Source organism: Streptomyces sp. NPDC101227 (genome assembly GCF_044767545.1).
Taxonomy (GTDB): domain Bacteria; phylum Actinomycetota; class Actinomycetes; order Streptomycetales; family Streptomycetaceae; genus Streptomyces.
On record NZ_JBIWOD010000006.1, the window covers coordinates 138,136 to 164,302 of the forward strand.

The window sequence follows — 26,167 nt, forward strand, 5'->3', positions numbered from 1 at the left end:
GTGGCGTGCACGCTGCGCCAGCTGTATTGACCCGCGGTGTCGTCACGCGGCTGATGGGGCATGGCCGGGTCCGCAACGCTTCCCCGGCTGACGGGAGGTGCCCCGGCACGACGGCAACTCGCCGCGTTGCCGGAGCGTCCCCATAGCGCCGCCATCGAGACGCTCCGGCGCCCTGCGATGCGGCCCGGCTGCCGATGCCGGGACCCGATGAAGAGCCGCGACGGAGCGAGCGCGTCTGGTGCAGCGAGTGCAGTGCGTCAGACGCCGCGGCCTGTCCGGCCCTGACCCGTCGGGCGACGGACGGGTGCCGGGCGCCGGGTGACGGGCGTCGGGCGCCGGGTGACGGACGACGGGCGACGCGCCCTAGCGCTGCTCGGCGGGTGCGGTCTTCGCGAGGGTCACGTCGGCCGAGGAGGCGACGAGCCGGGAGCGGTGGTCGGCGGACCGGTGCAGGCGGAAGGCGACGGCCGTCACGGCGACCGCCACGGCGGCCAGCGCCGCGCCCGTCCAGGCCACGGACGAGTAGCCCCAGCCGGCGCCGATGACCAGGCCGCCCAGCCAGGGGCCGAGGGTGTTGCCGATGTTGAACGCGGCGGTGGTGGTCGCGCCCGCCAGCGTCGGCGCGGCGTTGGCCACGTTGAACATCCGGGCGTTGAGCGCCGGGGCCGTGGTGAAGGCCGTCACGCCGAGCATCAGCGAGAGCGCGACCGCGGCGATCGGGCTGTGCGCCGTGAGCGCCAGGACGGCCAGCACGGCCGTGGAGGCGGAGATGCCGGTGAACAGCGTGCCGAAGAGGTGCGCGTCGGCGATCCGGCCGCCGATGAACGTGCCGATCAGCGCGCCGACGCCGAAGAGCGCGAGCACCGTCGGCACCCAGCTCTCGGCGAGGCCCGCGGCGTCGGTCAGCAGCGGCGAGAGGTAGGAGAAGAGGGCGAAGACGGCCGCGGCGTTCAGGGCCGTGGCGGTCAGCGCCAGCCAGACCTGCTTGTCCTTGTAGATCCTGAGCTCGCGGCGCAGCTGCGGGCGGTCGTCGCCGGTGGGCACGGCCGTACGGGGCACCAGCGCGATCACGCCGATCAGCCCGATCGCGGACAGCGCGGCCACCGCCCAGAAGGCCGCCCGCCAGCCCGCGTGCTGGCCGAGCAGCGCGCCCGCGGGGACTCCCGCGATATTGGCGATGCTCAGCCCGCCGACCATCACGGCCATCGCTCGGGCGCGCGCGGTCACCGGCACCAGCGAGACCGCGACCGCCGCGCCGACCGCCCAGAAACCGGCGCAGGCCAACGCGCTCACCACCCGCGAGGCGAACAGCACGCCGTACGTCGGGGCCAGCGCGCCGGCCACCTGCCCCAGCCCGAAGAGGCCGAGCAGGGCTATCAGGGTCGTACGGCGCGGCAGCCGCAGGGTCGCCGCGGCGAGGACCGGTGCGCCGACCACCATGCCGATCGCGAACGCGGAGACCAGCAGTCCGGCCTGCGGAATGGAGACCTCCAGATCGCGTGCGAGCGGCTGGAGGATGCCGGAGAGCATGAATTCGGACGTTCCCAGGGCAAATACCGACAGCCCCAGGACGTAGACGGCGATGGGCATACGGACGCGTTCGGCGCGTTCGGGACGAGCTGGCATGACAGGTACTAACAGTCGTAGGACGCCTGACATTCCCGGCCGGGTCATCCGGTCGGCAGGGATTTCCGCTGACGGGCCGAGCGCCGGACCGGCCCGCCCGTAGGCTGCCGCGCATGGGGCTGATGAGCGGGTGCGAGCGTTGCGGGGTCGCCAGGCGGCCGGTGGCGGAGATCCATGAGCGGGGGGTGCCGCACGGCTCCGGGCCGGAGCACAGCCAGGTTCACGACTACACGCGGGTCCTGGAATGTCCCGAATGTGGGCATGGCGTGCTCTACCACTTCAGCCATGACTGCTTCTGGCCGTGGGAGCCGGACGATCCCTGGGACATGGACTGGACCTGGCGGCTGGAGCCGGAGGATCTCGCCCGGCTGCGCCAGGGCCTCGCCGACTGCCCGGATCCGCTGTTCGCCCGGTGCGCCTGCCCCGCGCACGGCGCCCTGCGCGACGACCGGCGGGCGGATGTGACCGAGGGCGAGGCGCGGGTGCTGCTGACGGACGACGGACTGCCCACGGTGCGGCGGCGGCGCGAAGGGCAACGCTGACGCGCCCCGTCAGCCGGTCAGCCCGTCAGCAGGTCCAGCTCCGTCGTGAGGTTGCGCCGCGCCGTGTGCTCCCACCGGTCGTACGCCATCGGGGTCCTGAACAGGCGGGGCAGCGCGAGGAGTTGACGCAGCACGGCGGCGCGGCCCGCGGTGAAATCGGGATCGGGGACGAAGGCGTACTCCTCGCGGACGGCGGCGGCATAGGCCGCGTAGCCGTCCGGCGAACCGGCGAGCACCGCCAGATCGGCATCGCACAGCACCTCGCCGTCGGGGTCGTCAGGCGACGGATCATGGGTGACCGTGAGCCGTACCAGCCGCGCCACCTCGGCCGTGCGGGCCGCGCCGACGCCCAGTTCGGGCAGGGCGAGTTCGGCCAGGGCGGCGCTGCGCTCCTCGTTCTCGGAGCGGTCCGGGCGGTAGACCGCGTCATGGAACCAGGCGGCCAACTGGACGACGGGCAGATCGTCGGCGTGCTCGGCCAGTTCGTCGATGCGGTCCAGGACGGCGGCCAGATGCGCGACGGTGTGATAGCGGCGCTGGGGCTCGGCCCACCGGGCGAGGAGGTTGTCCGCGTACGGGGCCGGGTCGGGGCCCGCGGCGGCGTGCGAGCCGCGGGCCTCGGCGACGGTGGCGGCCCAACGGCGGGCCAGATCCGCCGGAGCGGTGGGGTGCGCCTTGCGGGACTCGGAGGTCATGGCAGTCATTGTGCCTCGCGGGTCAAGATCTCCCGGGGTCCGGGAAACGCCTGCGGGCGGGGGCGGGGCGCGGTTACCGTGCGGCCGTGGCGTCATCGTCGTCATGAGTCATCGTCGTCGTACCGATCACGGGGTGGGCTGTGTCCGCAGGACCGGAAGTATCAGAGAGCGTCCGAGATGCCGAGCTGCCGGGGCGGTTGCTGGCGACCGAGCGGGATGCGTTCATGCCGCTGCTCCGGGCCACCCCCGAGGAGCGGTTCGGGCTCCGTACGGCCTGTCCCGGGTGGACCGTACGGGATGTGCTGGCGCACTGTGGCGCGGCGCTGATCAGGGTCGTCGAAGGCCGCCTGGAGCCGGGGGTGTTCTCGCCCGAGTCGAACGCCGTCGATGTCGCCGAGCGGGCCGACTGGCCGCTGGCCCGGGTGCTGGACGAGCTGGAGCGCGGGTTCACCGAGGCGGGTCCGGTGATCGCCGCGGCCGGCGGGCCGCTGGACCCGGTGGCGCTGGGGGAGTGGGTGCATGCGGGCGACGTACGGGATGCCTTCGGGGTGCCCGGTGCGTATGCCGGGGAGGGCGCGGAGGCGGCGCTCGACCTGCTGGTGATCGCCTCCCGGAAGCGCGGTAAGCCGCTGCTGCGCGCCGACCTCCTGGACGACGACGGCCTCCGGGACGGCCGGTCGCTGGAGCTCGGCGTCGCGGCCGACGGGCGCGCGCCCGCCCGGCTGACCTGCGATGTGCCTACCCTGATCCGGCTCTGCACGGGGCGTTCGCTGGTCGGTACGCGCTATGAGCTCGCGGGCGCCGAGGAAAAGGAACTGTCGCTCTACGCCTGAGCTCGGACGGCCCGTCAGGTCCCCGTCTGGTCCGTGTCAGGTCCCCGGTAGGTCCTCGGCGGCGATCCGCAAGGCCCCGTCAGGTCCTGGGCCGGTCGCGGCAGGACAGCGCGTCGACGGTCTCCGTCCGCGGCTTGAAGTCGGTTTCCCAGGCGGCGTCGGCCTTCGGGATCGACGGCAGGGACGTCGCGAAGTCCTGGCTCCAGGCGTTGTCGCCGAGGTAGTCCCGCAGGGCGTCGCGCAGCTTCAGGCAGTCCTGGCGGTGCCCCTTGGCCATGGCGATGCCGTACTGGTTGGCGGAGCCGTAGGTGATGTCGGGGACGACCTTGAGATCCGGGTTCTCCTGGGTGAAGCCGTAGAGGATCATCTGGTCGGTGGAGACCGCGTCCGCCACCTTCTTGACCTTGAGGTCCGTGATGCAGGTGGAGGCGTCGGGCTGCTCGTAGACGACCATCCGCTCGTACGCCGGGCTCTGCAGGGTGGTGGCGGAGGTCGTCCCCGGCCAGGTGCAGACGCGCTTGCCGTTGACGTCGGCGGGTTTCTTGATGCGGTGGTCGTTCTTGCGGACCATGATGCCCTGGTAGGTGGTCGCGTACGGCCCCGCGAAGTCCAGTTCCTTCATCCGCTCGACGGTGATCGAGTACGTCGCGACGACCAGGTCCTTCGACTTGTCGGTGAGCACCGCCCGGCGGTCCTCCGACGGCACGATCCCGAAGTCCGGCTTGGCGCCGACGGTCTTGAGGACCTGTCGGGCGACGGTGGTGTCGAAGCCGGAGAACTTGTAGTTGCGGACGACGGCCGTACCGGGCTGGTCGTTCTTCGTGCCGACCAGGACCTTGCCGTCCGCGAAGAGGGAGGGCGGGTCGTCGGTGCCGCAGGCGGTCGCCGTCAGGGCCGTGAGGGCGAGCGCGGCCGCCACGAGCATGGCGCGGGGGCCGGTGCGGCCTCTGCGTCCGGGGTGCGGTGGTCGGATCGTCATGTGCGGGTCCCCGTTCCTGGTACCTGATCGTTCGTTGTAGCCGTCGTTCGTCGCGCCTGTTGTTCGCCGTGCTTGTCGTTCGTCGTGCTTGTCGTTCGTCGTGCCTGTCGTTCGTGGTGTCTGTTGTTCGTCGGGGGTGGCGCCGGATCATCTGTCGTGCAGTACGGCGCTCGTCGCCCGTACGTCCATCCGGCAGCCGCGGGCGGTGTGCAGCTGGAGATCGATCCGTACGGAGCGGACGCGCGCGCCCAGGCTGAAGTCGGCCGTTCCGCCGGGGCGGAGGTCCGTCGTCTGCGCCGCGACGCCCGAGGTGAGCAGGGACACCGTGGCGCCGGTGTCCGGGAGGCAGGTCGGGCCGGCCGGATCGTGATCGTCGATGGCCAGCGTCAGGCGCAGGGCGTTGCGCGGTTCCTTCAGGGCGGAGGCGTCCAGGAGGAAGGAGAGGCTGCGGTGCGCGGTGTCGTCCAACGGCTGGGTGCCGCGGGTGCGGACTTGCCCGGTCACATCGATCTCGCCGTGGGTGGCGACGCTCTGGAATGCCAGCCAGGCGCCGACCGTTGCCAGGACGGAGACGAGGGAGAGGGCGCCGACCACCCGTGCGCCGCGCGGCCTCCGGTTGAGCACGCGCGCGGCGGCCGTGGCGACCGACAGGGCCGCGAGCGTGCCCCACAGCGCGTACTGGCTCGCGGGTCCGTCCGGCCAGGTGCTCCCGGCGATCACCAGGCCGGTGCAGGCCAGCAGGAGGGGGGCCCAGCGTGCGCTGGGGTGCATCACCCACTTGATGATCAGGTTCTTGATGTCGTTGGCGGCGATGGAGTGGTCGCCGAGTGTGTTCGCCTCTTTGTGGGTCGTGCCGCCGCGGTCCCGGAGATCGCCGGTGTCCCCTGGGTCGGTCATGAGTCGTCCTGGGTGCCGGTGGCGCCGAAGTTGAGGGTGCCGATGGTGTTGGCGGCGACGGAGTGAGCGCCGTGCGTCGTCGCGGTGTTGATGACGGTGGTCGAGCCGTTGGCCGGGGCGAGCTCGGAGATGTGGGCCAGCAGGCCGTCGGCGTCGCGCCGGTCGGCGGGGTTCTCCAGCCAGGCGGTCACCGCGGCCGACAGCAGCCGGCGCTCCCGGTCGTCGAGGCCCGCGAGCAGCTCGTCGAGGGCGTCCGCGCGACGGGTGTCCAGGAGCGGCTCGCTGCCGCCGTCGCCGAGGCCGTCGGCGTCGCCGCGGTGCAGCAGCCGGCGGAAGAAGCCCTCGCCGGCCGTCACGGTGCGTTCGGCTATCCGCTGCTGGGCGGCGGTGATCACGGAGGTGCCCAGGCTGTTCGCGGCCAGGGCGAGATAGGGAGCGATCTCCGCGGAAACGGTCGCCAGGTCGGACATCGGGCTCTCCCCACGCTCATGAGTCACAGGTGCATTCGTCGGTCACGCGCACATAGTCCCTCACGGACGCTGCGTGGCAACGCCCTTACGGGAAAGGCGTGTTACCCATGTTGGGCCTGATCCATACCCGCACCATTGAGGGGTTTCGGGTCGGTTTCGGGGGCGAGTGGAAGAGGGGGCGCGGGTGGCTGCCGGGTGAATCCGGGCGCGTCCGGCGGTGGGGTGGCCGCGGAGGGCCGACCAGGCCTTACGCTACTTATTGGACTAGACCTGTCATTCTGTCATTCCTGGATTGGGGTCATATGAGCAAGCGCGCGCTCCTGGAGGTGATCGCGCTCGGCCCGGAGGACGCGATCGCCGCCCAGGCCGGTGGGGCCGACCGTCTGGAACTGGTCACCGACATGGCGGCCGACGGGCTCACCCCGCCCCGGGCCGTCTTCGCGGCGATCCGGGCGGCCGTCGACATCCCGCTGCGGGTGATGCTGCGGGCCGCCGACGGCTTCGCGGCCGGGGACGCCGGGGACGTCGCGGCGCTGTGCGCGGACGCGGAGGCGCTGCGGGCGGCGGGCGCGGACGAATTCGTGCTGGGCTTCCTGACCCCGGACGGCCGGCCCGACCTCGACGCCGTACGGACCGTGGCGGCGGCGCTCGACGGCTGCCGCTGGACCTTCCACCGGGCCATCGACCACGCCACCGACCGGGACGCGCTGCGCAAGGAACTGGCGGGGCTGCCCGGGGCCGCCGGGCTCGACACGTATCTGACGGCGGGTTCCGCGGCGGGCGTCGAGGCGGGACTGGCGACGCTGGTCGCGGAGCAGGCCCGGACGGCGGCCGGCGAGGCCGGTTACGCGCCGCGCATCCTGGTGGGCGGCGGGCTCACCCTCGGACATCTGCCCCGGCTGCGCGCGGCGGGCCTCGACGCGTTCCACATCGGCGGCGCGGCGCGCCCCGCCGGCTGGTCCGCCCCGGTGGACGCGGCGGCGGTACGGGAGTGGCGGGACGCGCTGGACGGGGCGCTGAACGGGGTTCCGGACGGGGCGGGGGTCTAGGGTCTGTCGCCCGGTGGGCGGCCCGGCGGCACACGCGGAACGCCGGCCGGCGCCCTCAGGGGCGGCGGTGGTGGACGCCGGGCGTGTAGCCGAAGGCGCGGCGGAAGACGTCGATGAACGCGCTGGTGGAGGACCAGCCGCAGCGGTGGGCGACCGTGGTCACCGGCAGCTCGTCGGCCAGCATCCCCAGGGCGTGGTAGAGGCGTAGCTGGGTGCGCCACTGGGGGAAGGTCATGCCCAGTTCGCGGCGGAAGAGGCGGCTGAGGGTGCGCTCCCCGGTTCCCGTCGCGGTGCCCAGGGCGGCCAGGGTGCGAGGGTCCGCGGGGTGGCGGTGCAGGAGGTCGCAGACGGCCTTGAGGCGGGGGTCGGCTGGGCTGGGCAGTTGCAGCGGCTGCTGGGGAGAGGCGCGCAGCTGGTCGAGGAGGACCGCGCGCAGCCGCCGCCGTTCGGGACTGTCGGGCGGCTGGGGGGCGTCGGACCGTTCGGGGCCGTCGGGGCGCTCGGGGGCGTCGGTGTGGGGGGCGCGGGTGTAGGCCAGGATCAGTTCGCGCAGCAGGGGGCTGACGGTGAGGACGGAGGGGGCGTCGAGGCCGAGGGGGTTGGTGTCGGCGGGCAGGCCGAGCGTGTGCAGATCGAGGTGGCCGCGGGCGCGGTGGGCGTGGGCGCAGCCCGCGGGGACCCAGATGGCGCGCGTGCCGGGGGCGAACCACGTGCCGGCGTCGGTGGTGACGGCCAGGACACCGGAGCCCGCGTAGACGATCTGGTGGTCGTCATGGCGGTGCGCCTCGATGCGCTCTCCCGGGGCCAGCGTCCGGGTGTGGGTGGGCGCCTGGGGAGTGTGGCGGATAACCGGCATGCTTAGGCATTTTATCGGAAGCGCGCCAGGCGGTGCGGTGGCGACGATGAGCGGGTGCCAACACAACAGACCCCGCGCAACGGGCCGATGACGCTGATGTCCCTGGGGCATGCCTGCGTGGACATCTACCAGGGAGCGGTGGCGGCGCTGGTGCCGTTCTTCGTCTCCGAACGGGCCTACACCTATGCCGCGGCCTCCGGGATCGTGCTCGCCGCATCCCTGCTGTCCTCGGTGGTGCAGCCGCTGTTCGGCGCGCTCACCGACAAGTGGTCCCTGCCGTGGCTGCTGCCGGTGAGCACGCTGGCGGGCGGCGTCGGCGTCGCCCTGAGCGGCGTCGGCGGCTCGTACGCCCTCACCCTCGCCGTGGTCGCGATATCCGGGATCGGCGTCGCCGCCTACCATCCCGAGGCCGCCCGCCTGGCGCGCCACGCCAGCCGCGGCAGCCACACCGCGATGGGTTGGTTCTCCCTCGGCGGCAACCTCGGCTTCGCCGCCGCCCCGCTGCTGGTCTCCGCCACCGTCGCCGCCGGCGGCCTGCGCGCCTCGCCGCTGCTGATCGTCCCCGCCCTGGCCGGCGCGGCGCTGTCCGCGGCCGCGCTGCGGGCGGTCAGGGCAGCCGCCTCCACCGCGACCGCGACCGGCCGCGCGACCGGGGCCGGCGGCAGGGACGACTGGGCGTCCTTCATCAAGCTGTCCGGGGCCATCGTCTGCCGCTCGGTCGTCTTCGTCGGCCTGAGCGCGTTCATCTCGCTGTACGTGCGCCAGCGCACCGCAGGCGGCGCCGCGTCCGGCACGGCCGCCCTGTTCGTGCTCTACCTGGGCGGCGCCGTGGGCACGGTGGCCGGCGGGAAGCTCGCCACCCGCTTCGGCCGCATCGCGGTCGTCCGGTGGTCCTACGCCCTGAGCGTCCTCGCCGTCGCCGGCGTCGTCCTCGTCCCCGGCCCGCCGCTCTACCTGTTCGTGGCGCTCACCTCGGCCGGCCTCTACGTGCCCTTCTCCCTGCACGTCACACTCGGCCAGGACTACCTGCCCCGGCGCATGGGCACGGCAAGCGGCGTCACGCTGGGCCTGACCGTCAGCGTCGGCGGCCTCGCGAGCCCCCTCATCGGCGCCCTCGCCGACGCCACGTCCCTGCGGACCGCCCTCGCGCCGCTGATCGCCCTGCCCGCCCTCGGCTGGCTGCTCCTGCGCACGCTGAACGAGCCCGCCATGCCCGAAGCGGCCCCGGACCGGCCGGCCGGCGCCGTACGGCCGGAAACCGTCGAGGACGCCCCGCCCCGCCCCTGAACCTCGGGGCGCGGGCGGCACGCAGGCCCCTCAGGCAGGCCCCTCAGACCCCCGCGGCCAGCTGTTCCGGCAGTGCCGTCGCATGGACGACCGTCAGCCCGGACACCGGGCGCGTCAGACACACATACAGCCGGCGCAGCCCGGTCCGCTCGTCGGGCTCGCCGTCGACGATCGCCGCGGGCTCGTCCAGCACCACGTAGTCGTACTCCAGACCCTTTGCGAGAGTGGCGGGCACCAGCGTGAGACGGGACTCGGCGGACGTCTCCTCGCCGGGCGCGAGAGGGGCCACGCCCCTCGCCTCAAGGGCCGCGCGCAGCACCGGAATACGGGCCTCCGCCGCGATCAGGCCGATCGACCCCTCCTTCGTCAGCGCCTCCTCGCACGCCGCGAGAACGGACGCGTCCAGTTCCTCGGTCGCGACCCGCCGGACCTCGAAGTCGCCCGCCGACTCCCGGATCGAGGTGGCCTCCGTCAGGTCGGGGGCGATCGCCGGCAGCAGCCGGGACGCGTACGCGATGACCTCGCGCGGCACCCGGAAGCCCTGGGTCAGCTCCTCGACGGCCGAGCCCGGCTTGCCCAGGTGCGCCAGCGCCTCCTCCCAGGTGTCCGTCGCCCACGGGGTCGTCCCCTGCGCGATATCGCCGAGCACCGTCGCCGAACCCGTCGTGCAGCGCCGGCCCACCGCCCGGTACTGCATCGGCGACAGGTCCTGCGCCTCGTCGAGCACGACATGGCCCAGCGAGTGGGTGCGCTCCACCAGGTCCATCGCCTCGTCGACCAACACCGCGTCCGCGGACGACCACTTGGCGCTCTTCACGCTCCGGGGCGGCTTGGCCCACAGGATCGCCTTCTGCTCCTCGGGCGTCAGGATGCCGTCCGCCTGCTCGGCGAGGAATTCCGCGTCGCCCAGCAGCCGCAGCACCAGCTTGGCCGGATCGACCGCCGGCCACGCCGACTTGACCACGGCCTTCACGGCGGCGTTCCGGGCCACCGCGTCCTGCACCCGGTCGTCCGGTGCCTCGCCCGCCTGCTCCATCCGCACCAGGACGGCGTGCGCGATCCGCTGCGGCAGCGCGTCGCGCGCCGCCCCGTAACGGATCTCCCGCTCCGTCAACTCCCGGACGATCTCCTCGAGTTCATATGCGGGCACGCGCCAGCGGCGGGAACCGCGGACGACCATGCACGGCTCCTGCGGCATCGTGATGCCCGAGCGGACGGCCCGCCGCAGCACCCGGGCCATCCGGGCGTCGCCCTTGACCGTCGCCGCGGCCGCCTCGTCCCTGCCGCGCACCTCCACATGCCCCACCAGGTCGTCGACCGTGGCCTGCTTGACCTCCAGCTCGCCCAGGGCGGGCAGGACCTGCTCGATGTAGTGCAGGAAGGAGCGGTTCGGGCCGATGACGAGGGTGCCGGAGCGGGCCAGCCGCTCCCGGTGCGCGTACAGGAGATAGGCGACACGGTGCAGGCCCACGGCCGTCTTCCCGGTGCCCGGCGCTCCCTGGACGCAGACCGAACCGCCGATGCCGGCGCGCACGATCTCGTCCTGCTCCGGCTGGATCGTGGCGACGATGTCCCGCATGGGGCCGACGCGCGGCCGCTCGATCTCCGTCTGGAGCAGCCGGCTGGTCCGTTCCGCTTCCCCCGGGTCGGTGAGGTGCTCGTCCTCGTACGCCGTCAACTCGCCGCCGGTGTAACCGAACCTGCGGCGCAGTCTGAGGTCCATCGGGTCCTTCTTGGAGGCCCGGTAGAACGGCTGGGAGACGGGCGCGCGCCAGTCGATGACCATGGGGTCGCCGTCGGCGTCGTGGACATGGCGCCGGCCGATGTAGAAGTTCTCGCCCTCCCGTCGCCCACCACCACCCTTGTTGGAGGCGCTTTGCGCCGCCCCTCTCGATGCACCTTCGGCGACGTCGACGCCGGGCGCGTGCAGATAGTCCAGGCGGCCGAAGAAGAGCGGGGTGTGGGAGAGGTCGGCGAGGGCCTTGATGCGGGCGTCGATCTCGCCCTGGAGGACCTCGGCGTTGACCCAGTTCGCGGTGACATCGGCGATGTTGAGCGCCTCGGCGTCCTCGCGCATGGCGCGCAGGGCGGCGCGGGAGGCGGCGAGGTGCGTGCGCTCGCGCTCGAGCGGGTCCGCGCCGGATGACGGGTGGGGGCTGTGGGCAGGCGAGGGCACGGCGTTGCCTCCGGTGGGAAATGTCCGGTGAAGTACTGCGGCGGCCGCGTGCCGCGAAGGGCGGGCACGGGGCGGGACCGGCCGGTTTCCGTCCGGTCGGCGGCACTCCTCGACGGGAGGCAGGGAAGACGCGCGATTGTAGTCAGCACCTATGAGGGGCGCCAATGGATATTCGGCGCGGCCGCGGGGGCGGGCGGCCGCGTACGACGGGGGAGGGACATCCCCTGGGCCCCTGGGTCTCCCGTAGGGGGCGGGGTAGCCCCAGAGACGGACATGCGGGCCCCGAAGGATGGGCCCATGGACCGATGTGCGGCAATCGCGTGAAATTCATCATGGAGGCATGAGCAGCGCAGCCTTTCACCCCGCGTCCATCCACCCGACCTCCCTGCACCCGGCCAAGGGCGCCACGGCCCTCGGCCCCGACCCCGATTCCCCGCATGCCACGGAACGCATCCATGAGGGCCACCATGTGATCGGCAATGCCCTCCGGGCGGTCAAGGTCTTCGTCACGGCGGCCTTCAGCGTCGCGGTGCTGGGGGAGTACGCCGAGGATTGACGGCCGCCGGCCTCCGCCCACACCCCGCACCCGCCCGCCCCGCGACCCGCCCCGGCCGCGCGTCAACCGCACCCCCATCGGGCGCGAGCGGCCGACCCCGCCGCGTCATCCGGATGACCGGAATTCGTTACGGGCCGTCGGTCTCGATCCACTAGCGTCGCCGCGTAGAGCGCGCTCAGGGCGACAGGGAGGGGACAGCGGGTGTCTGCCGCCGACGGGGCCGGGTTCAGGACGTGGCGACGGACCGTGCGGCGGACCCTGAAACGCACCTGGCGCCGGACCTGGGCGCGGGATGTCGCCCGCCCGCGCCGGCTGGCGCTCGCGGCGGCGCTGCTCGCGGTCTCGTTCGCCGGGCTGTGGGCGCTGTACGAGCTCGTGCCGCTCCCGATGTCCGACATAGTCGTCTACCGCGCGGAGGGCGAAGCCGCCGCGACCGGCGGCGATCTCTACGGCTTCACGGTCACCAAGTGGCACCTTCCGGCCACCTACCCGCCCTTTGCCGCCCTGCTCTTCATCCCCACGACCTGGCTCTCGCTCACCACGCTCAAGGTCGTCTGCGTACTCGTCAACGCGGCGCTCCTCGCCCTGCTGATCCACCTCTCGTGCAAGGCCGCCCGCCTGCGCCACGCCGCCGGCGCCGTGCCCGCCGTCCTCGCCGCCACCGCACTCGGCCTCTGGCTCGAACCGGTCTTCCAGACCTTTGTCTTCGGCCAGGTCAACCTCGCCCTCGCCTGTCTGGTCCTGTGGGACCTCTCGCGGCCCGACGGCGCCCGCTTCAAGGGCTTCGCCACCGGCATCGCGGCGGGCATCAAGCTCACCCCCGCGATCTTCGCCCTCTACCTCCTGATCACCGGACGGGTGAAGGCCGCCGCCACCGCCCTCGCCGGGTTCACCGTCTCGGTACTCCTCGGCCTGCTGTTCCTGCCCGGCGCCAGCGTGGAGTTCTGGACGCGGCGGATGTTCGAAACGGGCCGGGTCGGCAAGGCCTGGATCGTCGACAACCAGTCCCTCCAGGGCCTGATCGCCCGCCTCCTGCACGATCCCGAGCCGGGCATGCTGTGGGCGGTGGCGGCGCTGCTCACCGGGGCCGCCGGGCTGGCCGTCGCCCGCCGGGTCTATCTGCGGCGCGGCCTGGACGCCTGGGGCGTGCTCGTCACCGCCGTCACGGCGTTGCTGGTCTCGCCGATCAGCTGGTCGCACCACTGGGTGTGGTGCGTACCGCTGCTGGCCCTGCTCGCCGCGCACGCCCGTGACGTCCTCTGGCGCCGGGCGCTGCTGGCGGCGATCACGCTCGCCTTCACCGCCCGCACCCTGTGGATCGTGCCGCACGCCGGCGACCTCGATCTGCATCTGCCCTGGTGGCAGCAGCCGCTGGCGTCGCCGTACCCGCTGCTCGGGCTGGCGCTGCTGGGCGCGCTGGTCTGGTGGACGCGTAACGCCCCGGCCCGGCCCGCGGAGCCGGGCCGGATCCCGCCGCCCCGCGCGGCCGAGCGGCTCAGCACGCGCGCCGGAACGGGCTGACGCCGCCCGGCCCCGGCGCCCGCCTCGGCCTCAGCGCGCTCGCCGCCTCAGCAGGTCCTCGTCAGAAGTCCTCGTCCGCCGCCAGCAGCTCGTCCGAGTCCATGATCCGGTACGCGTAGCCCTGCTCGGCCAGGAAGCGCTGGCGGTGCGCCGCGAAGTCCTGGTCGATGGTGTCCCGGGCGACCACCGAATAGAACCGCGCCTCGTGGCCGTCCGCCTTGGGCCGCAGCACCCGCCCAAGCCGCTGTGCCTCCTCCTGCCGCGACCCGAACGTCCCGGACACCTGGATGGCGACCGTGGCCTCCGGCAGGTCGACGGAGAAGTTCGCCACCTTCGACACCACCAGCACCGAGATCTCCCCCTCCCGGAACGCGTCGAAGAGCTTCTCCCGCTGCGCGTTGGTGGTCTCGCCCTTGATCACCGGCGCGTCCAGATGCTCGCCCAGCTCATCCAGCTGATCGATGTACTGCCCGATGACCAGCGTCTGCTCGCCCTGATGCCGGCGGACCAGCGCCTCGGTCACCCGCTGCTTGCTGCCGGTGGTCGCACAGAAGCGGTACTTCTCCTCGGTCTCGGCCGTCGCGTACGCCAGCCGCTCCGAGTCGCTCAGATTGACCCGTACCTCGACACAGTCGGCCGGGGCGATGTAGCCCTGCGCCTCGATCTCCTTCCACGGCGCGTCGAACCGCTTCGGCCCGATGAGCGAGAAGACATCGGACTCCCGTCCGTCCTCGCGCACGAGCGTGGCGGTCAGGCCCAGCCGCCGCCGGGCCTGGAGGTCGGCGGTGAACTTGAAGACCGGCGCGGGCAGCAGATGCACCTCGTCGTAGACGATCAGGCCCCAGTCCCGGGAGTCGAAGAGCTCCAGATGCGGATAGACGCCCTTCCGCTTGGTCGTCAGCACCTGGTACGTGGCGATGGTGACCGGCCGGATCTCCTTCCGCGCCCCGCTGTACTCGCCGATCTCGTCCTCGGTCAGCGAGGTCCGCTTCACCAGCTCGTGCTTCCACTGCCGGGCCGAGACCGTATTCGTGACGAGGATCAGGGTCGTGGCCTTCGCCTGGGCCATCGCACCGGCCCCCACCAGCGTCTTTCCCGCGCCACACGGCAGCACGACGACACCCGAGCCGCCGTGCCAGAAGCCCTCCACGGCCTGCTGCTGATAGGGCCGCAGCGCCCAGCCGTCCTCGCGCAGCTCGATCGGATGCGCCTCGCCGTCGACGTAACCGGCCAGGTCCTCGGCGGGCCAGCCCAGCTTGAGCAGGGTCTGCTTGATCTGCCCCCGCTCGGAGGGGTGCACCACGACCGCGTCGGGATCGATCCGCGCCCCGACCAGCGGCTGCACCTTCTTCGACCGCAGGATCTCCTCCAGCACCGGCCGGTCGGTGGTGGTGAGCACCAGCCCGTGCGCGGGGTGCTTGGTGAGCGAGAGCCGTCCGTAGCGCGACATCGTCTCCGCGATATCGACCAGGAGGGCATGCGGCACCGGATACCGCGAGAACTGCACCAGGGCATCCACGACCTGCTCGGCGTCGTGCCCGGCGGCCCGCGCGTTCCACAGCCCCAGCGGCGTCACGCGGTACGTGTGGATGTGCTCCGGTGCCCGTTCCAGCTCCGCGAAGGGCGCGATGGCCCGGCGGCAGGCGTCCGCCAGCTCGTGGTCCACCTCCAGGAGCAGCGTTTTGTCGCTCTGGACGATGAGGGGTCCGTTCACGCGCTCGCCTTTCGCTTCCCGGCCGGTGGCCGGCCGCGGATCTCGACCGCACAGTGCGGCCAAACGTCCAGTGTGCCGCATCGGGCGGACCTGGCGGGAGGGCCGCAGGGCCCTCTGCGGCTGGAGCCCGCGGCGGGGGCCTCAGGCCTCGGCGGCGGCCGGGGGTGCGGGGGTGGCGAGGTCGGCGAGGTGGGTGTGCAGTGCCTCGGCGCAGCGGTCAGGGGGGAGCACCTGTGGGTGCAGCGCCGCGCCGAGGCCCAGGCCGTCCAGGAGGGCGGCCAGGCGCTCGGTCTCGATGCCGAGGTCGCGGCCGGTACCCAGGGCGCCGGTCGTCGCCAGGCGCTCCAGGACGCGGCGGACGAGCCGCCGGGTGCCGGTGGCGGTCTGTTCCGCGAGATCGGCGAAGGCGGGGTTGGTGCGGGCCGCCGCGCTGAAGTCGAGGAACACGATGACCTCGGCCCGGCGGTCCTCCCCGAGCGGGAGGAGCTCGCCCAGCAGCCCGGCCGCCAGCCGGAACTGCTCGGCGCGGGGGTGGCCGGCGAACTCGCCGATCTCCTCGACGCGCCGGAGCAGCCGGGCGCCGACCCGGTCGAGCATCGACTGCATCGCGAACCGCATCAGCTCCTGCTGGCCGGCGAAGTAGTGGCGCACCGAGCCGATGTTGAGGCCGGCTTCGTCGGCGACGGCCCGCAAGGAGGCCCGTTGCAGGCCGTCGCGGACGGCGACTCGGAAGAGGGCGTCGACGACCTCGCGGCGGCGGGCGTCGGGATCCACGTACTTCGGCATGAGGCCTTTGTATCACGGCCGTGATAAATTGTTTCGTATCACAGGCGTGATATAAAAAGGAGTGCAGCGTGGAGAGCTATCTCAATTTCATGCTCGTCAGGTTCGGCCTGATCGCGGGCGGCCTCGTGGTCCTGGCCCTGGTGGTCTTCGCCGTCGCCCTGGCCCTCAAGCGGCGCGGCAGGTTCGATGACGCCCGCCGTTACGCGGAGCCCGCGGTGCGCGCGGCGGTACGGGCCGCCGCCCGGCGGCTGGAGGACGGCCCCGGGCGCCCGGGCGGGCGGGGTGGCCGGCGATGACGCCTCTCACGACGGCGACGGTGCACCTCGCGATGGACTCGTCCGAGCTCGCCGCGCACCTCCTGACGGACCTCGTGATCAAGGCCGTCATCGTGCTTGCCGCGGTGACCGTGCTGGCGCTCGGCATGGTGATGCTCTGGCGGCGGGCGGGGAAAGGAGGCGACCGCGGCGCGGGCCGCTGAGCCGTTACGGGCCGCCGGCCTGCGCTACGGGCCGCTGACCCGCGGTGCGCGTCGGGAGGGCGGCGCTACGCCCTCACACCGCGTCATCCGCCAGCTCCGCCACCCCCGTGATCCGGTGCAGCGGATAGGTGCGGACCTCGTCCGAGGTGTGGTCGTAGGCCGTGACGAAGCCGCCCTCGACGCGTACGGGAGCGATCACGCGCTGGCTGGCGGCACCGTCGGCATTGACATAGCCGATCCACAGGGCGGAGCTGGTGAGGACGGCGGCCTGCATGGTGGCGAGGGTCTCGGCGGAGGTGGTGCGGGGGAGCGCACCCGGCGTCGGGGCGGGGCCGTGCAGCGGCTTGCGTTCGGCGGTGGCGGCCAGATCGCCGGCGCGGATGGCGCGCACGGCCGCTTCCAGGAGCGTGGCGTCGGGCGCGGGCGGGCCCTCGGGGACCGGGGTCGGGGCCGTACGGGGCGAGGTGCGGTAGGAGTCGGTGCGGGCGATCAGCACATCGCCGGTGGCGGACTCCGCGGCGGGGGCGTACCCCATGGACCGCAGGCCGTCGAGGAGCTGATCGGGGCTGGTCGTCGCCGCCAGCACGGTCGGCGCCAGGCGGCGCAGCCGCAGGCCGGCGGCGCGCCGGTCCGCGAGGATCTCGGAGAGCAGGGCGTCGTCGTCGCACCGGACGTAGGCGGCGGCCGCGCCGATCCTGAGCTGGCCGTGCTTACGGGCGATGTCGTCGATGAGGTACGCGAGCGGCTGGGGGACCGGCGTGCGGGAGTGGGTGGCCAGGAATTCCTGGAGTTCGGCGGCGGAACGGCCGGCGTCCAGGGCGCGGCGTACCGAACCGGGGGTGAAGCGGTACACCGTCGCGCCGCCCTTGGACTCGACGTCGGCCAGTACGTCGAGCGCCTCGGCGAGCGGGCGGCGCAGCGGGCCGGGGGCGACGGCCGTCAGGTCCGCCTGGAGGAGGACGTGGTCGAGGGGCTCGGGCAGGTGGGGGGCGAGCAGGGCGACGGCGCGGGCGTTCGCGGCCGCGTGCTCGGCGGGGGTGGCGGCCGGCCCGGCGTCGACCAGGGCGCGGGCATGCGCGGCGAGCGCGCCGCGGCCGGTCATCCCCAGCAACTCGGCCTCTTCGAGCGTCCATTGGGCGATACGGGAGCGAAGGTCGGATTCCGCGGGCGCGGCGGAGCCCGGCGTCCCCTCAGGAGCGCCCGCCGCCCTCGTCGCCGCGGCCCCCCTCAGCGGCCGCTCCCACTGGAGGCGGGAGAGGACCGCCGCGGCGGGTACGGACGTGCCGGGCGGAAGGCCGGCCAGCAGGGCGAGGGCGCGGTGGCGTACCTCGGGGGCCGGGGAACGGTCCAGGTTGGGGCCGAGGGCGGCCAGGGCGCGGCCCTTCGCATCGGCGGTGCCCACCAGGCCCGCGGTACGGGTCGCGGACAGCCAGGCGGCCGCCAGCGTGCCCCAGCGCTCGTGGTCGGGCAGCTGGAGCCACTCCTCGGCGGCCGGCGTGGCGGCGTACTGCTCGTCGGCCTCGCCGTCGGAGGCGATCAGTCCCGCCCCGTAGGCGAGTTCGAGCCAGAAGGCGGCCAGCCGCTCGGTGGTGTCCAGGGCGACGGCCGTCCGCTTGAGGTCGCGGACGCTCAGGCCGCCGGCGCGCAGCACGGGCGGCCCGCCCAGATCCCACTCCTTGAGCAGCTCCTCGACGGTCGCCAGCGAGGTGAACGCCTGGCTCGCGGCGGCGTTGTCCACAAGCTGGGGATCGCGTTCCGTGACCGGCGCCAGGGCGGGCGGCAGCGGCTCGGGGACGTGGTGGGCGCGCCCGGCGCGCAGATGCAGGGCCGCCTCCCGCGGCAGTACGACATTGCGCCCGCCCGCCGGGATCAGCAGGCCCCGGTCGAGCAGCCACTGCAGATGCGGCGCCGGACGGTCGGTGACCCCGCCGTACGGAGGGCCCCACAGCAGCTTGTCGAGGACCGCGACGGACTCGGCCGGCGCGGTGTCGAGCAGCGCCGCCATACGGTCCCGGCCGGAAAAGAGCCCGGTGAGGGCGGCGACAGCGGTGACCGGGTCATGGGTCGCGGGCAGCCCGGCCGCGGCGATGATCTCCTGGAGCCGCCCCGGCGACATCCCGGCCATGGCCTCCGCGACCGTGGGGCCGAGCCCGGTGGGGGAGGGATGCGTGGCGCTCGGCGTGAGCAGCTCACGCGCCGTACGCACCAGCCGCAGCCGGTCGTCCGGCCCCCAGACCAGCGCCTGCGCCCGCAGCGCGGCCACCGCCCTGGGCAGCTCCGTGGCCACCGCCGCGTCCCCGGTGTCCCCGCCCATCAGCCCCGCGAGCGTCCCGTACGGACAGGGATCGGGCGCCACCGCCAGTGCCTCGGCGGTCTGCAGCGCGAACCGGTCCAGCCGCTCCACGGCGCGCACCACCGACGCCCGGGTCCCGGCCCGGGTGGCGAGCTGGGTGACATCCCCCGGCACCGGATTGAGCAGGTCGGGCCGGGCCCGCAGCAGGCCGACGAGCCCGCTGTCGGTGCGGGTTCTGAGCTCCTCGGCCAGGGTGCGGGGTGTATCGGTCATTCGTCTTACGTTAGCGGGGGGAGGGTTCGCAGGTCACCGTCCGGCGGCCAGGGCGCCGAGGGGCGCACGCTCGGCGCGCCCGTCCGCGACGGCGCGCCATCTTGCCGGGCGGTACGGTCGGAGCGGCAACCAGCGGACGCCGCAGGGGATTTCGTGGGGGCATGTCGTGGGGATCGAGAGCGATCAGCTCGTCTTTGACTATCTGAGCCGGGTCGGCGACCTGGCCCAGCAGCGCGGGCTGCCGGCCGCCACACGGATGCGGCTGGTGTCCGGATTGCGGGCGGAGATCGACGCCCAGAAGGCCGATACGGTCCCCGGCGTGAAGCGGATGCTGTCGCGGCTGGGGACACCGGAGGCCGTGGTGACGGCCGCGGGCAGCGGGGAAACGGTCCGGCCGACGGCCACGCGCCCCGGCCCCGCCTGGCGCGGCGCCCTGGCCGGCAAGCTGCCCGCGCCGCGCGACGGGGCGGGCCCGGCGCTGCCCGCTTTCCTGCGCAAGGGCGCCCGGCGCGCCGCACCGGAGCCGGAGCCGACCGCCGCACCGCCGCACCTTGCGGGCATCGATGAGCTGGGCGACGGGGGCGATCCGCCGGACTGGTGGCGGGTGGATCCCTCGCCGTACGGCCCGGAGGAGACCGTGCACGGGTTCGTCGGCGGCATCGAGATCCCGGAGATCTGGGACCGGCCCAAGGGCCAGACGGCCAAGACGAACGCGACGGACCACCCGGGCGCGCCGCGGGACGGGGGCGAGGGGCCGCCGGCCCTGGAGAAGGCCGCCGACGGCCAGGAGCGGGGAGACGGCAAGCGACCGCTGCCCCGGCTGCTGCGGCGCGCCCTCGGCCTGCGGCCCGCCCCCGAGGCGCAGGCCGAGCCTGCGGCCGAAGAGCCGGAGGAGGCGTCGGAGGAAGCGCCGCCCGAAACGGCCCCGGCGTCCCCGTGGGCGTGGCTCAGCCCCCTCCCCACGCTGGCCGTGGTGCTGCTGCTCGCCGGTGCGGTGCTCGGGTCGTGGCTCGCGCTCGGGGGCGGCTGGGCGCTGGCGTACGTATCGCGGCGGCTGACCCGGCGCGAGGCGAAGTGCGCGGCGCTCTGGGTACCGGGGGCCGCCGTCGGCGGGCTGATGGTGTGGCTGTGGGGACGGTTCGACGGTCGCTGGGGCGAACCGCTCGCGCCCGGCCTGCTGGGCCAGGCCCTCCTCGACGCGTTGCCGGGCGTGGCCCGGGTGGCGGCGGTCGGGTCGGCGGGCTTCTTGCTCTGGCGTCTCCGCCGGGGGCGGTAGGTCCTTCGGGGTTCGCCCCACGTGGCCGGGTGCGCGTGCCCTTCGGGTTCGCCCCTGGTTGCCGGGTGCGGCGCCGTGCCTCGTCCGTGGTTTTCACCCGCCTTCGGCGGGATCGGGGGAGGTGGTGGGGTGGGCCGCGGGGCGGTGTCGTGGGGTGCGGTGCCGGGCCTCCAGGACTTCGTCCCTACGGCCCGTCCCCTCCCGCCGGTTTCGCGGCCACCCCTGGGCGGGGGTGGGGAGTGGCTGTGGCCGGTCCGGGAGATTCAGCGGGCGGCCCGTCGTGTACCTCTCCCTCCCCCGGCCGAAGGTCGACGACGGACGGGAGGCGGCAGGCCGTAGGGACGGAGTCCTGGAGGCCTGCAGCCGCGCCCACCCCGACATACACCCGGCCGCCACGGCCAACCCCCACCCCGCCCGCCGAAGGCGGGCGCACCCCCACGGCGGGAAAGCCGAAAACGTGGCGCACCCCCATGGCGGGAAAGCCGAAAACATGGGGCGCCCCCCAGGGAAGGGAAGGGCGTGGGGAGAATGACCCCCATGGCTCACCCCCTCACGGTCGGATTCGACCTCGACATGACGCTGATCGACTCCCGCCCCGGCATCAAGGCCACCTACCAGGCGCTGGCCGCCAGGACCGGGACGTACATCGACGCCGACGCGGCCATCAGCCGGATAGGGCCGCCGCTGGAGGAGGAGATCCGCCGGTGGTTCCCGGCGGAGCGGGTGGCGGAGATCAGCGACGTGTACCGGGCGCTGTATCCGGAGCACGCCATTACGGGGACGCTGGCCATGCCCGGCGCGCGCGAGGCCATCGCCGCCGTCCAAGCGGCCGCGGCAGGGGCGGAGGCGGGGCGCGCCATCGTCGTCACCGCGAAGTTCGAGCCCAACGCCAAGCTGCATCTGTCGCACCTGGGCATCGATGCGGACGCGGTCATCGGCTCACTGTGGGCGGAGGCCAAGGCCGAGGCGCTGCGCGAGCACAAGGCGGCGATCTACGTCGGCGACCACACCGGGGACGTCCGCGGGGCGCGCGCCGCGGGCGCGCTGTCGGTCGCGGTCGCCACCGGGCCGTGCGACGCCGAGGAGCTGCGCGCCGCCGGGGCCGACGTGGTGCTCGGCGATCTGACGGAGTTCCCGGCGTGGCTGGACGGCTACGGCGCGGGGCTGGCGGACGCATCCGCCTGATGCCGCTGGGCCCTGGCGGACCGGATCACGCCCGCCGCGGCGACCGCGAACCCGGCGCCCATCAGCATGCACACCCAGTAGAAGACGGACGGCAGCGGATCGGTCCCGAGGAACAGCGGCGTCACCGTGGCGAGAGTGGCCACTGCGCCAACTAGGAACATGATCGCGCCGATTCGGACCAGCAGATCCCCGGCCTGGGGAGTTTCGTCAGACACCTGACCAGGGTAAGTCCGGGCCAGAAGCATCGATGGATCCCCCCTGCGACGTCTTGTCACCGGGCACCGGACCATTAGCCTTGTGGTGGCGGGTCATGTGGCCCGCTGCAGTGTTATCCAGACCCGTTTATCCCGACCCGCTTCTCCCGCAGATCCGCAGATTCCGCAGCGGGCCCGGCCCATCTCTTTCCCGAGTAATTTTTCCCGGCATTTTCCGACGAGTACGAGGACGAGGACAGACGTGCCTACCGGCAAGGTCAAGTGGTTCAACAGCGAGAAGGGCTTCGGCTTTCTCTCCCGCGACGACGGCGGCGACGTCTTTGTGCACTCGTCGGTACTGCCCGACGGCGTGGACGCACTCAAGCCCGGCCAGCGCGTCGAATTCGGCGTGGTCGCCGGTCAGCGCGGCGACCAGGCGCTGACCGTGACGCTTCTGGACCCCGCGCCCTCGGTGGCGGCCGCACAGCGCCGTAAGCCGGACGAACTCGCCTCGATCGTGCAGGACCTCACCACGCTGCTGGAAAACGTCACCCAGCAGCTGGAGCGCGGCCGCTACCCCGACAAGGCACACGGCGGGAAGATCGCCGGAATGCTCCGTGCGGTGGCCGACCAGCTGGACGTCTGACCTCACACAAAATTCAGCGCATCGCGGCCGAGGGGCGGTACGAGCCCCTCGGCCGCGGCGCGACCGAGCAGCCCGCGCACCGCGCCATAGCCGTCCTCGCCGAGGTCGGCGGTGAATTCATTGACGTACAGCCCGATGTGCTGGTCCGCTACGGCCGGGTCCATTTCCTGGGCGTGCTCCAGGACGTAGGGGCGGGAGGCTTCCGGGTCGTCCCAGGCCATCCGTACGGAGTCACGGATCGCCGCCGCCAGGTCGCGCAGCGCCGGCTCGCCCAGTGACCGCTTGGCGATGATCGCGCCGAGCGGGATCGGCAGGCCGGTGGTGGCCTCCCAGTGCTCGCCCATGTCGGCCACGCAGGTGAGCCCGTAGTCCTGGTACGTGAAGCGCGCCTCATGGATGACCAGGCCCGCGTCCACCTTGCCGTCGCGCACCGCCGGCATGATCTCGTGGAACGGCAGCACCACGATCTCGCCCACACCGCCCGGCACTTCGGCGGCCGCCCACAGCCGGAACAGCAGATAGGCGGTGGAGCGTTCGCTGGGCACCGCCACCGTCCGGCCCGCCAGGTCCCCGGCCCTGCCCTGCTCCCGGGTCAGCACCAGCGGCCCACAGCCCCGCCCCAGCGCCCCGCCGCACGGCAGCAGCGCGTACTCCTCGAGGACCCAGGGCAGGACGGCGTAGGAGACCTTCAGCACGTCGAACTCGCCGCGCTCGGCCATGCCGTTGGTGAGGTCGATATCGGCGAAGGTGACCGCGAGCTCCGGCGCGCCGGGGACCCGGCCGTGCGCCAGGGCGTCGAAGACGAAGGTGTCGTTCGGGCACGGCGAGTACGCGATGTTCAGCGGCCGGGTCGCGGTCACGGGATCCTCCTCGGGGATGGTGCACAGGCTGCGGGCAGCGTGCGGAAGGCGGCGGTCAGGGCGGCGAGCGCCTCGCCGATCCGCCAGGCGGCGCGGTCGCGGGGCCCGACGGCGTTGGAGACCGTACGGAGCTCCAGCACCGGCACGCCGTGCGCGGCGGCCGCCTCGGCGACCCCGAAGCCTTCCATCGCCTCCGCCAGCACACCGGGATGACGGGCCGCCAGCTCGGCGGTACGGGCGGCGCTGCCGGTGACCGTGGAGACGGTGACAACGGTGCCCGCCGTGCCGCCGGCCGCCGCGGCGACGGCCTCGACCAGCGCCGGATCGGGGCGGTGGGCCACCGTGCCGAAACCGAGTTCGGTGACCGGAACGAAGCCGTCGGGGGTCTCGGCGCCCAGATCGGCGGCAACGATCGCGTCCGCGACCACCACCGACCCCAGGGGCGCACGCGGCGCGAACCCGCCGCCGATACCGGCCGAGACGACCAGGCCGTACGGCTCGTCGGCGAGCGCGGCGGCGGTCAGCGCCGTGGCCGTGCCGGCGGCCGCCGCGGCGGGGCCGACACCGGCGGCGAGGACGTCGACCAGCGGGTCCCGGCCGGCGGACCGCTGCGCGCGGTGCAGGCCGTACTCGCCGGGCAGCGCCACCACGTCGTACGGCCCGGAGGCGGCACACACCGCGTCGCGCTCGGCGGCCACCGCGGTGACGACCAGGATGCGCATCAGGCGCTCCGTGCGGCGCGTGGCCGTTTCCCGGTTCCGGTCAGCGCCGGTCAGTCCTTCTGCTTCAGCGTGAAGTGGAAGATGGCCGAGGGGATCTGGCCGCCGCCCTTGGGGAACTCCGCGACCTGAAGCGTGATCTCGTCGACGTTCATGCTCTGTCGGGTCTGCGGGTCCTGCTTGACGAACAGCTGGCTGCTGTCGAGCGTGCGGTAGGTCTGGTGGGTCTTCGACACGCCCTGGCCGCTGTCGCCGGCGAAGGCGAGCCAGCCGTTCTTGGCGATGTCCGGCTCCACGCCGATGCGCACCTTCTCGCCGGGGCTGACGGTGATCGTCTTGCCGCCCTGCTTGGAGATGCAGGCGGTGAATTTCTCCTTGTCGAGGGACTTGCCGCCGCCGTCGCAACCGGGAGTCGCCTCGGCCGACACCGTCGAGGAACCGGCTGTCACGGTCGCGAGCGCGGTCGGCTTCTCACAGGCGGAGAGGGTGAGGAGGCCCAGGGACACGGCACCAATGGCGGCAGCGGCGCGGCGGCCCTTGCCCCAGGAGATCAACGCAGCGGTCATACGGGCAGGCTATCTGGCGCTTCCGGCCACGCCACGCGCGGGTGCGGCGTGCCGCGCCGGTCGGGCCACCCGGGCCCGTCGGTCGGGCCATCGGGCCGCCGGTCAGGCCACCCGGGCGTGCGCCGCGCCGCCCCGGCGGGCCGCGCCCAGCAGCCCCCGTACCGCCAGCGCCGCCCCGAGGGCCACCAGCCCCGCCGCCACCGACATGCCCACCATGCCGATCAGCGGCAACGAGATGCCGATCGCGCCGCCCACCACCCACGACATCTGGAGCGCCGTCTCCGACCGGGCGAACGCCGAGGTCCGTACGGCCTCCGGGACATCCCGCTGGATCATGGCGTCCAGCGACAGCTTGGCCAGCGCCTGGCAGAGCCCGGCCGCGGCCGCCGCGGCGGGCACCACGACGATCGCGATCACGTTGTAGAACACCGCCGCGAGCACCGTCGCACTCAGCGCCAGCCCCAGCACGGCCGCGATGATCGCCTCCGGGCCGCGCGCTTTGAGCCACGCGCCCACCGCCGTACCCAGCGCATTGCCGCCCCCGGCCGCCACCACCACCAGACCCAGCGACGCCGCCGGGCCCAGGCCGCCCAGCGGATGCTCGCGTAGCAGGAACGCCAGGAAAAACGTCAGAAAGCCGGAGAGCGACCGCAGACACGCATTCGCCTGGAGGCCGTGCAGCACCGACGGCCCGACCGTACGCAGCCCCGGCTTGGGCGGCCGGGCACCCGAGGCCGCGGCCGTGTCCCCGGACGCCAGCCGCGCCCGTGCCTCGCCCTTCGCCGAGTCGACCTTGTGCGGCAGCGAGAACGACAGGAACGTGCCCGTCGCGAACACCACGAACGCCCCGTACAGCGGCCAGCTCGGCCCGATCTGATGAAGTCCGGCGCCGGCCGGCGCCGCCACCCCGGTCGCCAGCAACCCCGCCAGCGTCACCCGGGAATTGGCCTTGACCAGCGAAATCCGCGGCGGCAGCAGCCGCGGCACCACCGCGCTGCGCACCACCCCGTACGCCTTCGACGCCACCAGCACCCCCAGTGCCGCCGGATACAGCTCCAGCCCGCCGCTCGCCACCGCGCCCGACATCGTCAGCGCCAGCAGCGCCCGCGCCAGCATCGCGCCCGCCATCGCCGCCCGGCGGCCGTGCGGCACCCGGTCCAGCAGCGGCCCGATCACCGGCGCGAGCAGCGCGAACGGCGCCATGGTCACCGCCAGGTACAGCGCCACCCGGCCGCGCGCCTGATCCGTCGGCACCGAGAAGAACACCGTCGAGGCCAGCGCGATCGTGATCATCATGTCGCCCGCGGAGTTCACCGCATGCAGCTCGATCAGCTTGCTCAGACCGGATTCACCCGCGCCGTGCGCATGGGTCGCGCGGCGCACGCCGCGGGCCGCTCCGGTGAACGGCGTACGCAGCGCGCGGCCGGCCGCCCGGCCCGCCCGGCGGGCCCGGTTGCCTGAGTCCCCGCCTGTTCGGCCGGCCACCTGGTCATATTGCCCCAACTCGCCCGGCAGGTGGCGCTTTCTCCGCCCTGCCACGCGGGGCGCACCGGCCTCCGTGGGCTGCCGCTGACATTTGCCGCTCCCGCCGAGGGGTCGGGCACCGTTGAAGGGGTAGCGTGTGTAGCGCGCCACCGGCGGTCGTTTTTGGCCGCGTGCCTCGTTGCTATCCCGCAGAATGGGACGTAAG

At 73.5% G+C, this 26,167-nt stretch carries 26 protein-coding genes; 11 read left to right on the forward strand and 15 right to left on the reverse strand.

Translation table 11 applies throughout. The features are described from left to right. Positions 1–363 precede the first annotated feature (363 nt). Positions 364–1,590 carry a Cmx/CmrA family chloramphenicol efflux MFS transporter gene (locus tag ACIRPT_RS15735; protein WP_403827922.1) on the reverse strand — a complete coding sequence of 409 codons (1,227 nt, stop codon included), beginning with the start codon at positions 1,588–1,590 and terminating at the stop codon, positions 364–366. A gap of 149 nt (positions 1,591–1,739) precedes the next feature. On the opposite strand from ACIRPT_RS15735, the gene ACIRPT_RS15740 reads away from it, so the two are divergent. Further along, positions 1,740–2,168 (forward strand): hypothetical protein, encoded by a 429-nt coding sequence (locus tag ACIRPT_RS15740; RefSeq protein ID WP_403827309.1) that lies wholly within the window; start codon positions 1,740–1,742, stop codon positions 2,166–2,168. 17 nt (positions 2,169–2,185) lie between these two features. On the opposite strand, the gene ACIRPT_RS15745 is transcribed toward ACIRPT_RS15740, so the two are convergent. Next, positions 2,186–2,863, reverse strand: a complete 678-nt coding sequence (locus ACIRPT_RS15745; protein ID WP_403827311.1) for a hypothetical protein — start codon at positions 2,861–2,863, stop codon at positions 2,186–2,188. A 140-nt stretch (positions 2,864–3,003) separates the two neighbouring features. On the opposite strand from ACIRPT_RS15745, the gene ACIRPT_RS15750 reads away from it, so the two are divergent. Further along, positions 3,004–3,696, forward strand: coding sequence for a maleylpyruvate isomerase family mycothiol-dependent enzyme (locus ACIRPT_RS15750; RefSeq protein WP_403827313.1), 693 nt, complete (start codon positions 3,004–3,006; stop codon positions 3,694–3,696). Between the two features lie 79 nt (positions 3,697–3,775). Here the strand turns inward: ACIRPT_RS15750 and ACIRPT_RS15755 are convergent, their stop codons facing one another. The 3 genes from ACIRPT_RS15755 to ACIRPT_RS15765 all read right to left on the reverse strand — a co-directional run bounded on the left by ACIRPT_RS15755 (position 3,776) and on the right by ACIRPT_RS15765 (position 6,042). Continuing rightward, positions 3,776–4,675, reverse strand: a complete 900-nt coding sequence (locus ACIRPT_RS15755; protein ID WP_403827315.1) for a transporter substrate-binding domain-containing protein — start codon at positions 4,673–4,675, stop codon at positions 3,776–3,778. Positions 4,676–4,822: 147 nt separating this feature from the next. Then, the gene (locus tag ACIRPT_RS15760; RefSeq protein ID WP_403827317.1) at positions 4,823–5,572 is read right to left on the reverse strand and encodes a hypothetical protein; all 750 of its coding nucleotides are present in this window, start codon (positions 5,570–5,572) and stop codon (positions 4,823–4,825) included. Next, positions 5,569–6,042, reverse strand: coding sequence for a hypothetical protein (locus ACIRPT_RS15765; protein WP_403827319.1), 474 nt, complete (start codon positions 6,040–6,042; stop codon positions 5,569–5,571). The genes ACIRPT_RS15760 and ACIRPT_RS15765 overlap by 4 nt, the downstream gene beginning before the upstream one ends. 302 nt (positions 6,043–6,344) lie before the next feature. Here ACIRPT_RS15765 and ACIRPT_RS15770 point away from each other — a divergent pair, with 302 nt between their 5' ends. After that, a complete protein-coding gene (locus tag ACIRPT_RS15770; protein ID WP_403827321.1) occupies positions 6,345–7,091 on the forward strand; it encodes a copper homeostasis protein CutC in 747 nt (248 codons plus the stop codon). 55 nt (positions 7,092–7,146) lie between these two features. Here the strand turns inward: ACIRPT_RS15770 and ACIRPT_RS15775 are convergent, their stop codons facing one another. After that, positions 7,147–7,947 (reverse strand): AraC family transcriptional regulator, encoded by an 801-nt coding sequence (locus ACIRPT_RS15775; RefSeq protein ID WP_403827323.1) that lies wholly within the window; start codon positions 7,945–7,947, stop codon positions 7,147–7,149. A gap of 87 nt (positions 7,948–8,034) precedes the next feature. Between ACIRPT_RS15775 and ACIRPT_RS15780 the strand changes: the two genes are divergently transcribed. After that, the gene (locus ACIRPT_RS15780) at positions 8,035–9,234 is read left to right on the forward strand and encodes an MFS transporter (protein WP_403827924.1); all 1,200 of its coding nucleotides are present in this window, start codon (positions 8,035–8,037) and stop codon (positions 9,232–9,234) included. A gap of 43 nt (positions 9,235–9,277) precedes the next feature. Here the strand turns inward: ACIRPT_RS15780 and ACIRPT_RS15785 are convergent, their stop codons facing one another. Then, a complete protein-coding gene (locus tag ACIRPT_RS15785) occupies positions 9,278–11,410 on the reverse strand; it encodes a HelD family protein (RefSeq protein WP_403827325.1) in 2,133 nt (710 codons plus the stop codon). Positions 11,411–11,750: 340 nt separating this feature from the next. Here ACIRPT_RS15785 and ACIRPT_RS15790 point away from each other — a divergent pair, with 340 nt between their 5' ends. Next, positions 11,751–11,966 carry a hypothetical protein gene (locus ACIRPT_RS15790; RefSeq protein WP_403827327.1) on the forward strand — a complete coding sequence of 72 codons (216 nt, stop codon included), beginning with the start codon at positions 11,751–11,753 and terminating at the stop codon, positions 11,964–11,966. 201 nt (positions 11,967–12,167) lie between these two features. Further along, positions 12,168–13,487 carry a glycosyltransferase 87 family protein gene (locus ACIRPT_RS15795; protein ID WP_403827329.1) on the forward strand — a complete coding sequence of 440 codons (1,320 nt, stop codon included), beginning with the start codon at positions 12,168–12,170 and terminating at the stop codon, positions 13,485–13,487. A 61-nt stretch (positions 13,488–13,548) separates the two neighbouring features. On the opposite strand, the gene ACIRPT_RS15800 is transcribed toward ACIRPT_RS15795, so the two are convergent. Together ACIRPT_RS15800 and ACIRPT_RS15805 are read right to left on the reverse strand one after the other, a co-directional pair. Next, positions 13,549–15,201 carry a DNA repair helicase XPB gene (locus tag ACIRPT_RS15800; RefSeq protein WP_403827331.1) on the reverse strand — a complete coding sequence of 551 codons (1,653 nt, stop codon included), beginning with the start codon at positions 15,199–15,201 and terminating at the stop codon, positions 13,549–13,551. 141 nt (positions 15,202–15,342) lie between these two features. Beyond that, on the reverse strand, positions 15,343–15,987 hold the full coding sequence (locus ACIRPT_RS15805) for a TetR/AcrR family transcriptional regulator (RefSeq protein ID WP_403827333.1): 645 nt from the start codon (positions 15,985–15,987) through the stop codon (positions 15,343–15,345). A 68-nt stretch (positions 15,988–16,055) separates the two neighbouring features. Here ACIRPT_RS15805 and ACIRPT_RS15810 point away from each other — a divergent pair, with 68 nt between their 5' ends. Both ACIRPT_RS15810 and ACIRPT_RS15815 read left to right on the forward strand, forming a co-directional pair. Beyond that, the gene (locus tag ACIRPT_RS15810) at positions 16,056–16,283 is read left to right on the forward strand and encodes a hypothetical protein (protein ID WP_403827335.1); all 228 of its coding nucleotides are present in this window, start codon (positions 16,056–16,058) and stop codon (positions 16,281–16,283) included. Next, positions 16,280–16,465 (forward strand): hypothetical protein, encoded by a 186-nt coding sequence (locus ACIRPT_RS15815; protein ID WP_403827337.1) that lies wholly within the window; start codon positions 16,280–16,282, stop codon positions 16,463–16,465. The genes ACIRPT_RS15810 and ACIRPT_RS15815 overlap by 4 nt, the downstream gene beginning before the upstream one ends. Positions 16,466–16,538: 73 nt before the next feature. On the opposite strand, the gene ACIRPT_RS15820 is transcribed toward ACIRPT_RS15815, so the two are convergent. Beyond that, complete coding sequence (locus tag ACIRPT_RS15820) at positions 16,539–19,031, reverse strand: helicase-associated domain-containing protein (RefSeq protein ID WP_403827339.1); 2,493 nt, start codon at positions 19,029–19,031, stop codon at positions 16,539–16,541. Positions 19,032–19,197: 166 nt separating this feature from the next. On the opposite strand from ACIRPT_RS15820, the gene ACIRPT_RS15825 reads away from it, so the two are divergent. Together ACIRPT_RS15825 and ACIRPT_RS15830 are read left to right on the forward strand one after the other, a co-directional pair. Further along, a complete protein-coding gene (locus ACIRPT_RS15825) occupies positions 19,198–20,307 on the forward strand; it encodes a hypothetical protein (RefSeq protein ID WP_403827341.1) in 1,110 nt (369 codons plus the stop codon). Positions 20,308–20,844: 537 nt separating this feature from the next. Further along, complete coding sequence (locus tag ACIRPT_RS15830) at positions 20,845–21,492, forward strand: HAD family hydrolase (protein ID WP_403827343.1); 648 nt, start codon at positions 20,845–20,847, stop codon at positions 21,490–21,492. Here the strand turns inward: ACIRPT_RS15830 and ACIRPT_RS15835 are convergent. Further along, a complete protein-coding gene (locus tag ACIRPT_RS15835; protein ID WP_403512571.1) occupies positions 21,459–21,707 on the reverse strand; it encodes a hypothetical protein in 249 nt (82 codons plus the stop codon). The two genes, ACIRPT_RS15830 and ACIRPT_RS15835, sit on opposite strands and share 34 nt — an antisense overlap. Before the next feature lie 241 nt (positions 21,708–21,948). Between ACIRPT_RS15835 and ACIRPT_RS15840 the strand changes: the two genes are divergently transcribed. After that, entirely contained in the window at positions 21,949–22,332 is a 384-nt protein-coding gene (locus tag ACIRPT_RS15840; protein ID WP_400064092.1) for a cold-shock protein, read from the forward strand. 2 nt (positions 22,333–22,334) lie between these two features. Here ACIRPT_RS15840 and ACIRPT_RS15845 read toward each other — a convergent pair whose 3' ends face one another. From ACIRPT_RS15845 to ACIRPT_RS15860, 4 genes are all read right to left on the reverse strand, one after another. Further along, on the reverse strand, positions 22,335–23,192 hold the full coding sequence (locus ACIRPT_RS15845) for a 1,4-dihydroxy-6-naphthoate synthase (protein ID WP_403827346.1): 858 nt from the start codon (positions 23,190–23,192) through the stop codon (positions 22,335–22,337). Further along, entirely contained in the window at positions 23,189–23,914 is a 726-nt protein-coding gene (locus ACIRPT_RS15850) for a futalosine hydrolase (RefSeq protein ID WP_403827348.1), read from the reverse strand. The genes ACIRPT_RS15845 and ACIRPT_RS15850 overlap by 4 nt, the downstream gene beginning before the upstream one ends. A 50-nt stretch (positions 23,915–23,964) precedes the next feature. Then, on the reverse strand, positions 23,965–24,477 hold the full coding sequence (locus ACIRPT_RS15855) for a hypothetical protein (protein ID WP_403512562.1): 513 nt from the start codon (positions 24,475–24,477) through the stop codon (positions 23,965–23,967). A 102-nt stretch (positions 24,478–24,579) separates the two neighbouring features. Then, positions 24,580–25,980, reverse strand: a complete 1,401-nt coding sequence (locus ACIRPT_RS15860) for an MFS transporter (protein WP_403827926.1) — start codon at positions 25,978–25,980, stop codon at positions 24,580–24,582. Positions 25,981–26,167 lie beyond the last annotated feature (187 nt).

Coding starts and splice junctions, on each gene's coding strand:
- ACIRPT_RS15735 (WP_403827922.1), bottom strand. CDS start 1,590: ATGCCCATCGCCGTCTACGTCCTGGGGCTGTCGGTATTTGCCCTGGGA.
- ACIRPT_RS15740 (WP_403827309.1), top strand. CDS start 1,740: ATGGGGCTGATGAGCGGGTGCGAGCGTTGCGGGGTCGCCAGGCGGCCG.
- ACIRPT_RS15745 (WP_403827311.1), bottom strand. CDS start 2,863: ATGACCTCCGAGTCCCGCAAGGCGCACCCCACCGCTCCGGCGGATCTG.
- ACIRPT_RS15755 (WP_403827315.1), bottom strand. CDS start 4,675: ATGACGATCCGACCACCGCACCCCGGACGCAGAGGCCGCACCGGCCCC.
- ACIRPT_RS15760 (WP_403827317.1), bottom strand. CDS start 5,572: ATGACCGACCCAGGGGACACCGGCGATCTCCGGGACCGCGGCGGCACG.
- ACIRPT_RS15765 (WP_403827319.1), bottom strand. CDS start 6,042: ATGTCCGACCTGGCGACCGTTTCCGCGGAGATCGCTCCCTATCTCGCC.
- ACIRPT_RS15770 (WP_403827321.1), top strand. CDS start 6,345: ATGAGCAAGCGCGCGCTCCTGGAGGTGATCGCGCTCGGCCCGGAGGAC.
- ACIRPT_RS15775 (WP_403827323.1), bottom strand. CDS start 7,947: ATGCCGGTTATCCGCCACACTCCCCAGGCGCCCACCCACACCCGGACG.
- ACIRPT_RS15780 (WP_403827924.1), top strand. CDS start 8,035: ATGACGCTGATGTCCCTGGGGCATGCCTGCGTGGACATCTACCAGGGA.
- ACIRPT_RS15790 (WP_403827327.1), top strand. CDS start 11,751: ATGAGCAGCGCAGCCTTTCACCCCGCGTCCATCCACCCGACCTCCCTG.
- ACIRPT_RS15805 (WP_403827333.1), bottom strand. CDS start 15,987: ATGCCGAAGTACGTGGATCCCGACGCCCGCCGCCGCGAGGTCGTCGAC.
- ACIRPT_RS15815 (WP_403827337.1), top strand. CDS start 16,280: ATGACGCCTCTCACGACGGCGACGGTGCACCTCGCGATGGACTCGTCC.
- ACIRPT_RS15820 (WP_403827339.1), bottom strand. CDS start 19,031: ATGACCGATACACCCCGCACCCTGGCCGAGGAGCTCAGAACCCGCACC.
- ACIRPT_RS15830 (WP_403827343.1), top strand. CDS start 20,845: ATGGCTCACCCCCTCACGGTCGGATTCGACCTCGACATGACGCTGATC.
- ACIRPT_RS15850 (WP_403827348.1), bottom strand. CDS start 23,914: ATGCGCATCCTGGTCGTCACCGCGGTGGCCGCCGAGCGCGACGCGGTG.
- ACIRPT_RS15855 (WP_403512562.1), bottom strand. CDS start 24,477: ATGACCGCTGCGTTGATCTCCTGGGGCAAGGGCCGCCGCGCCGCTGCC.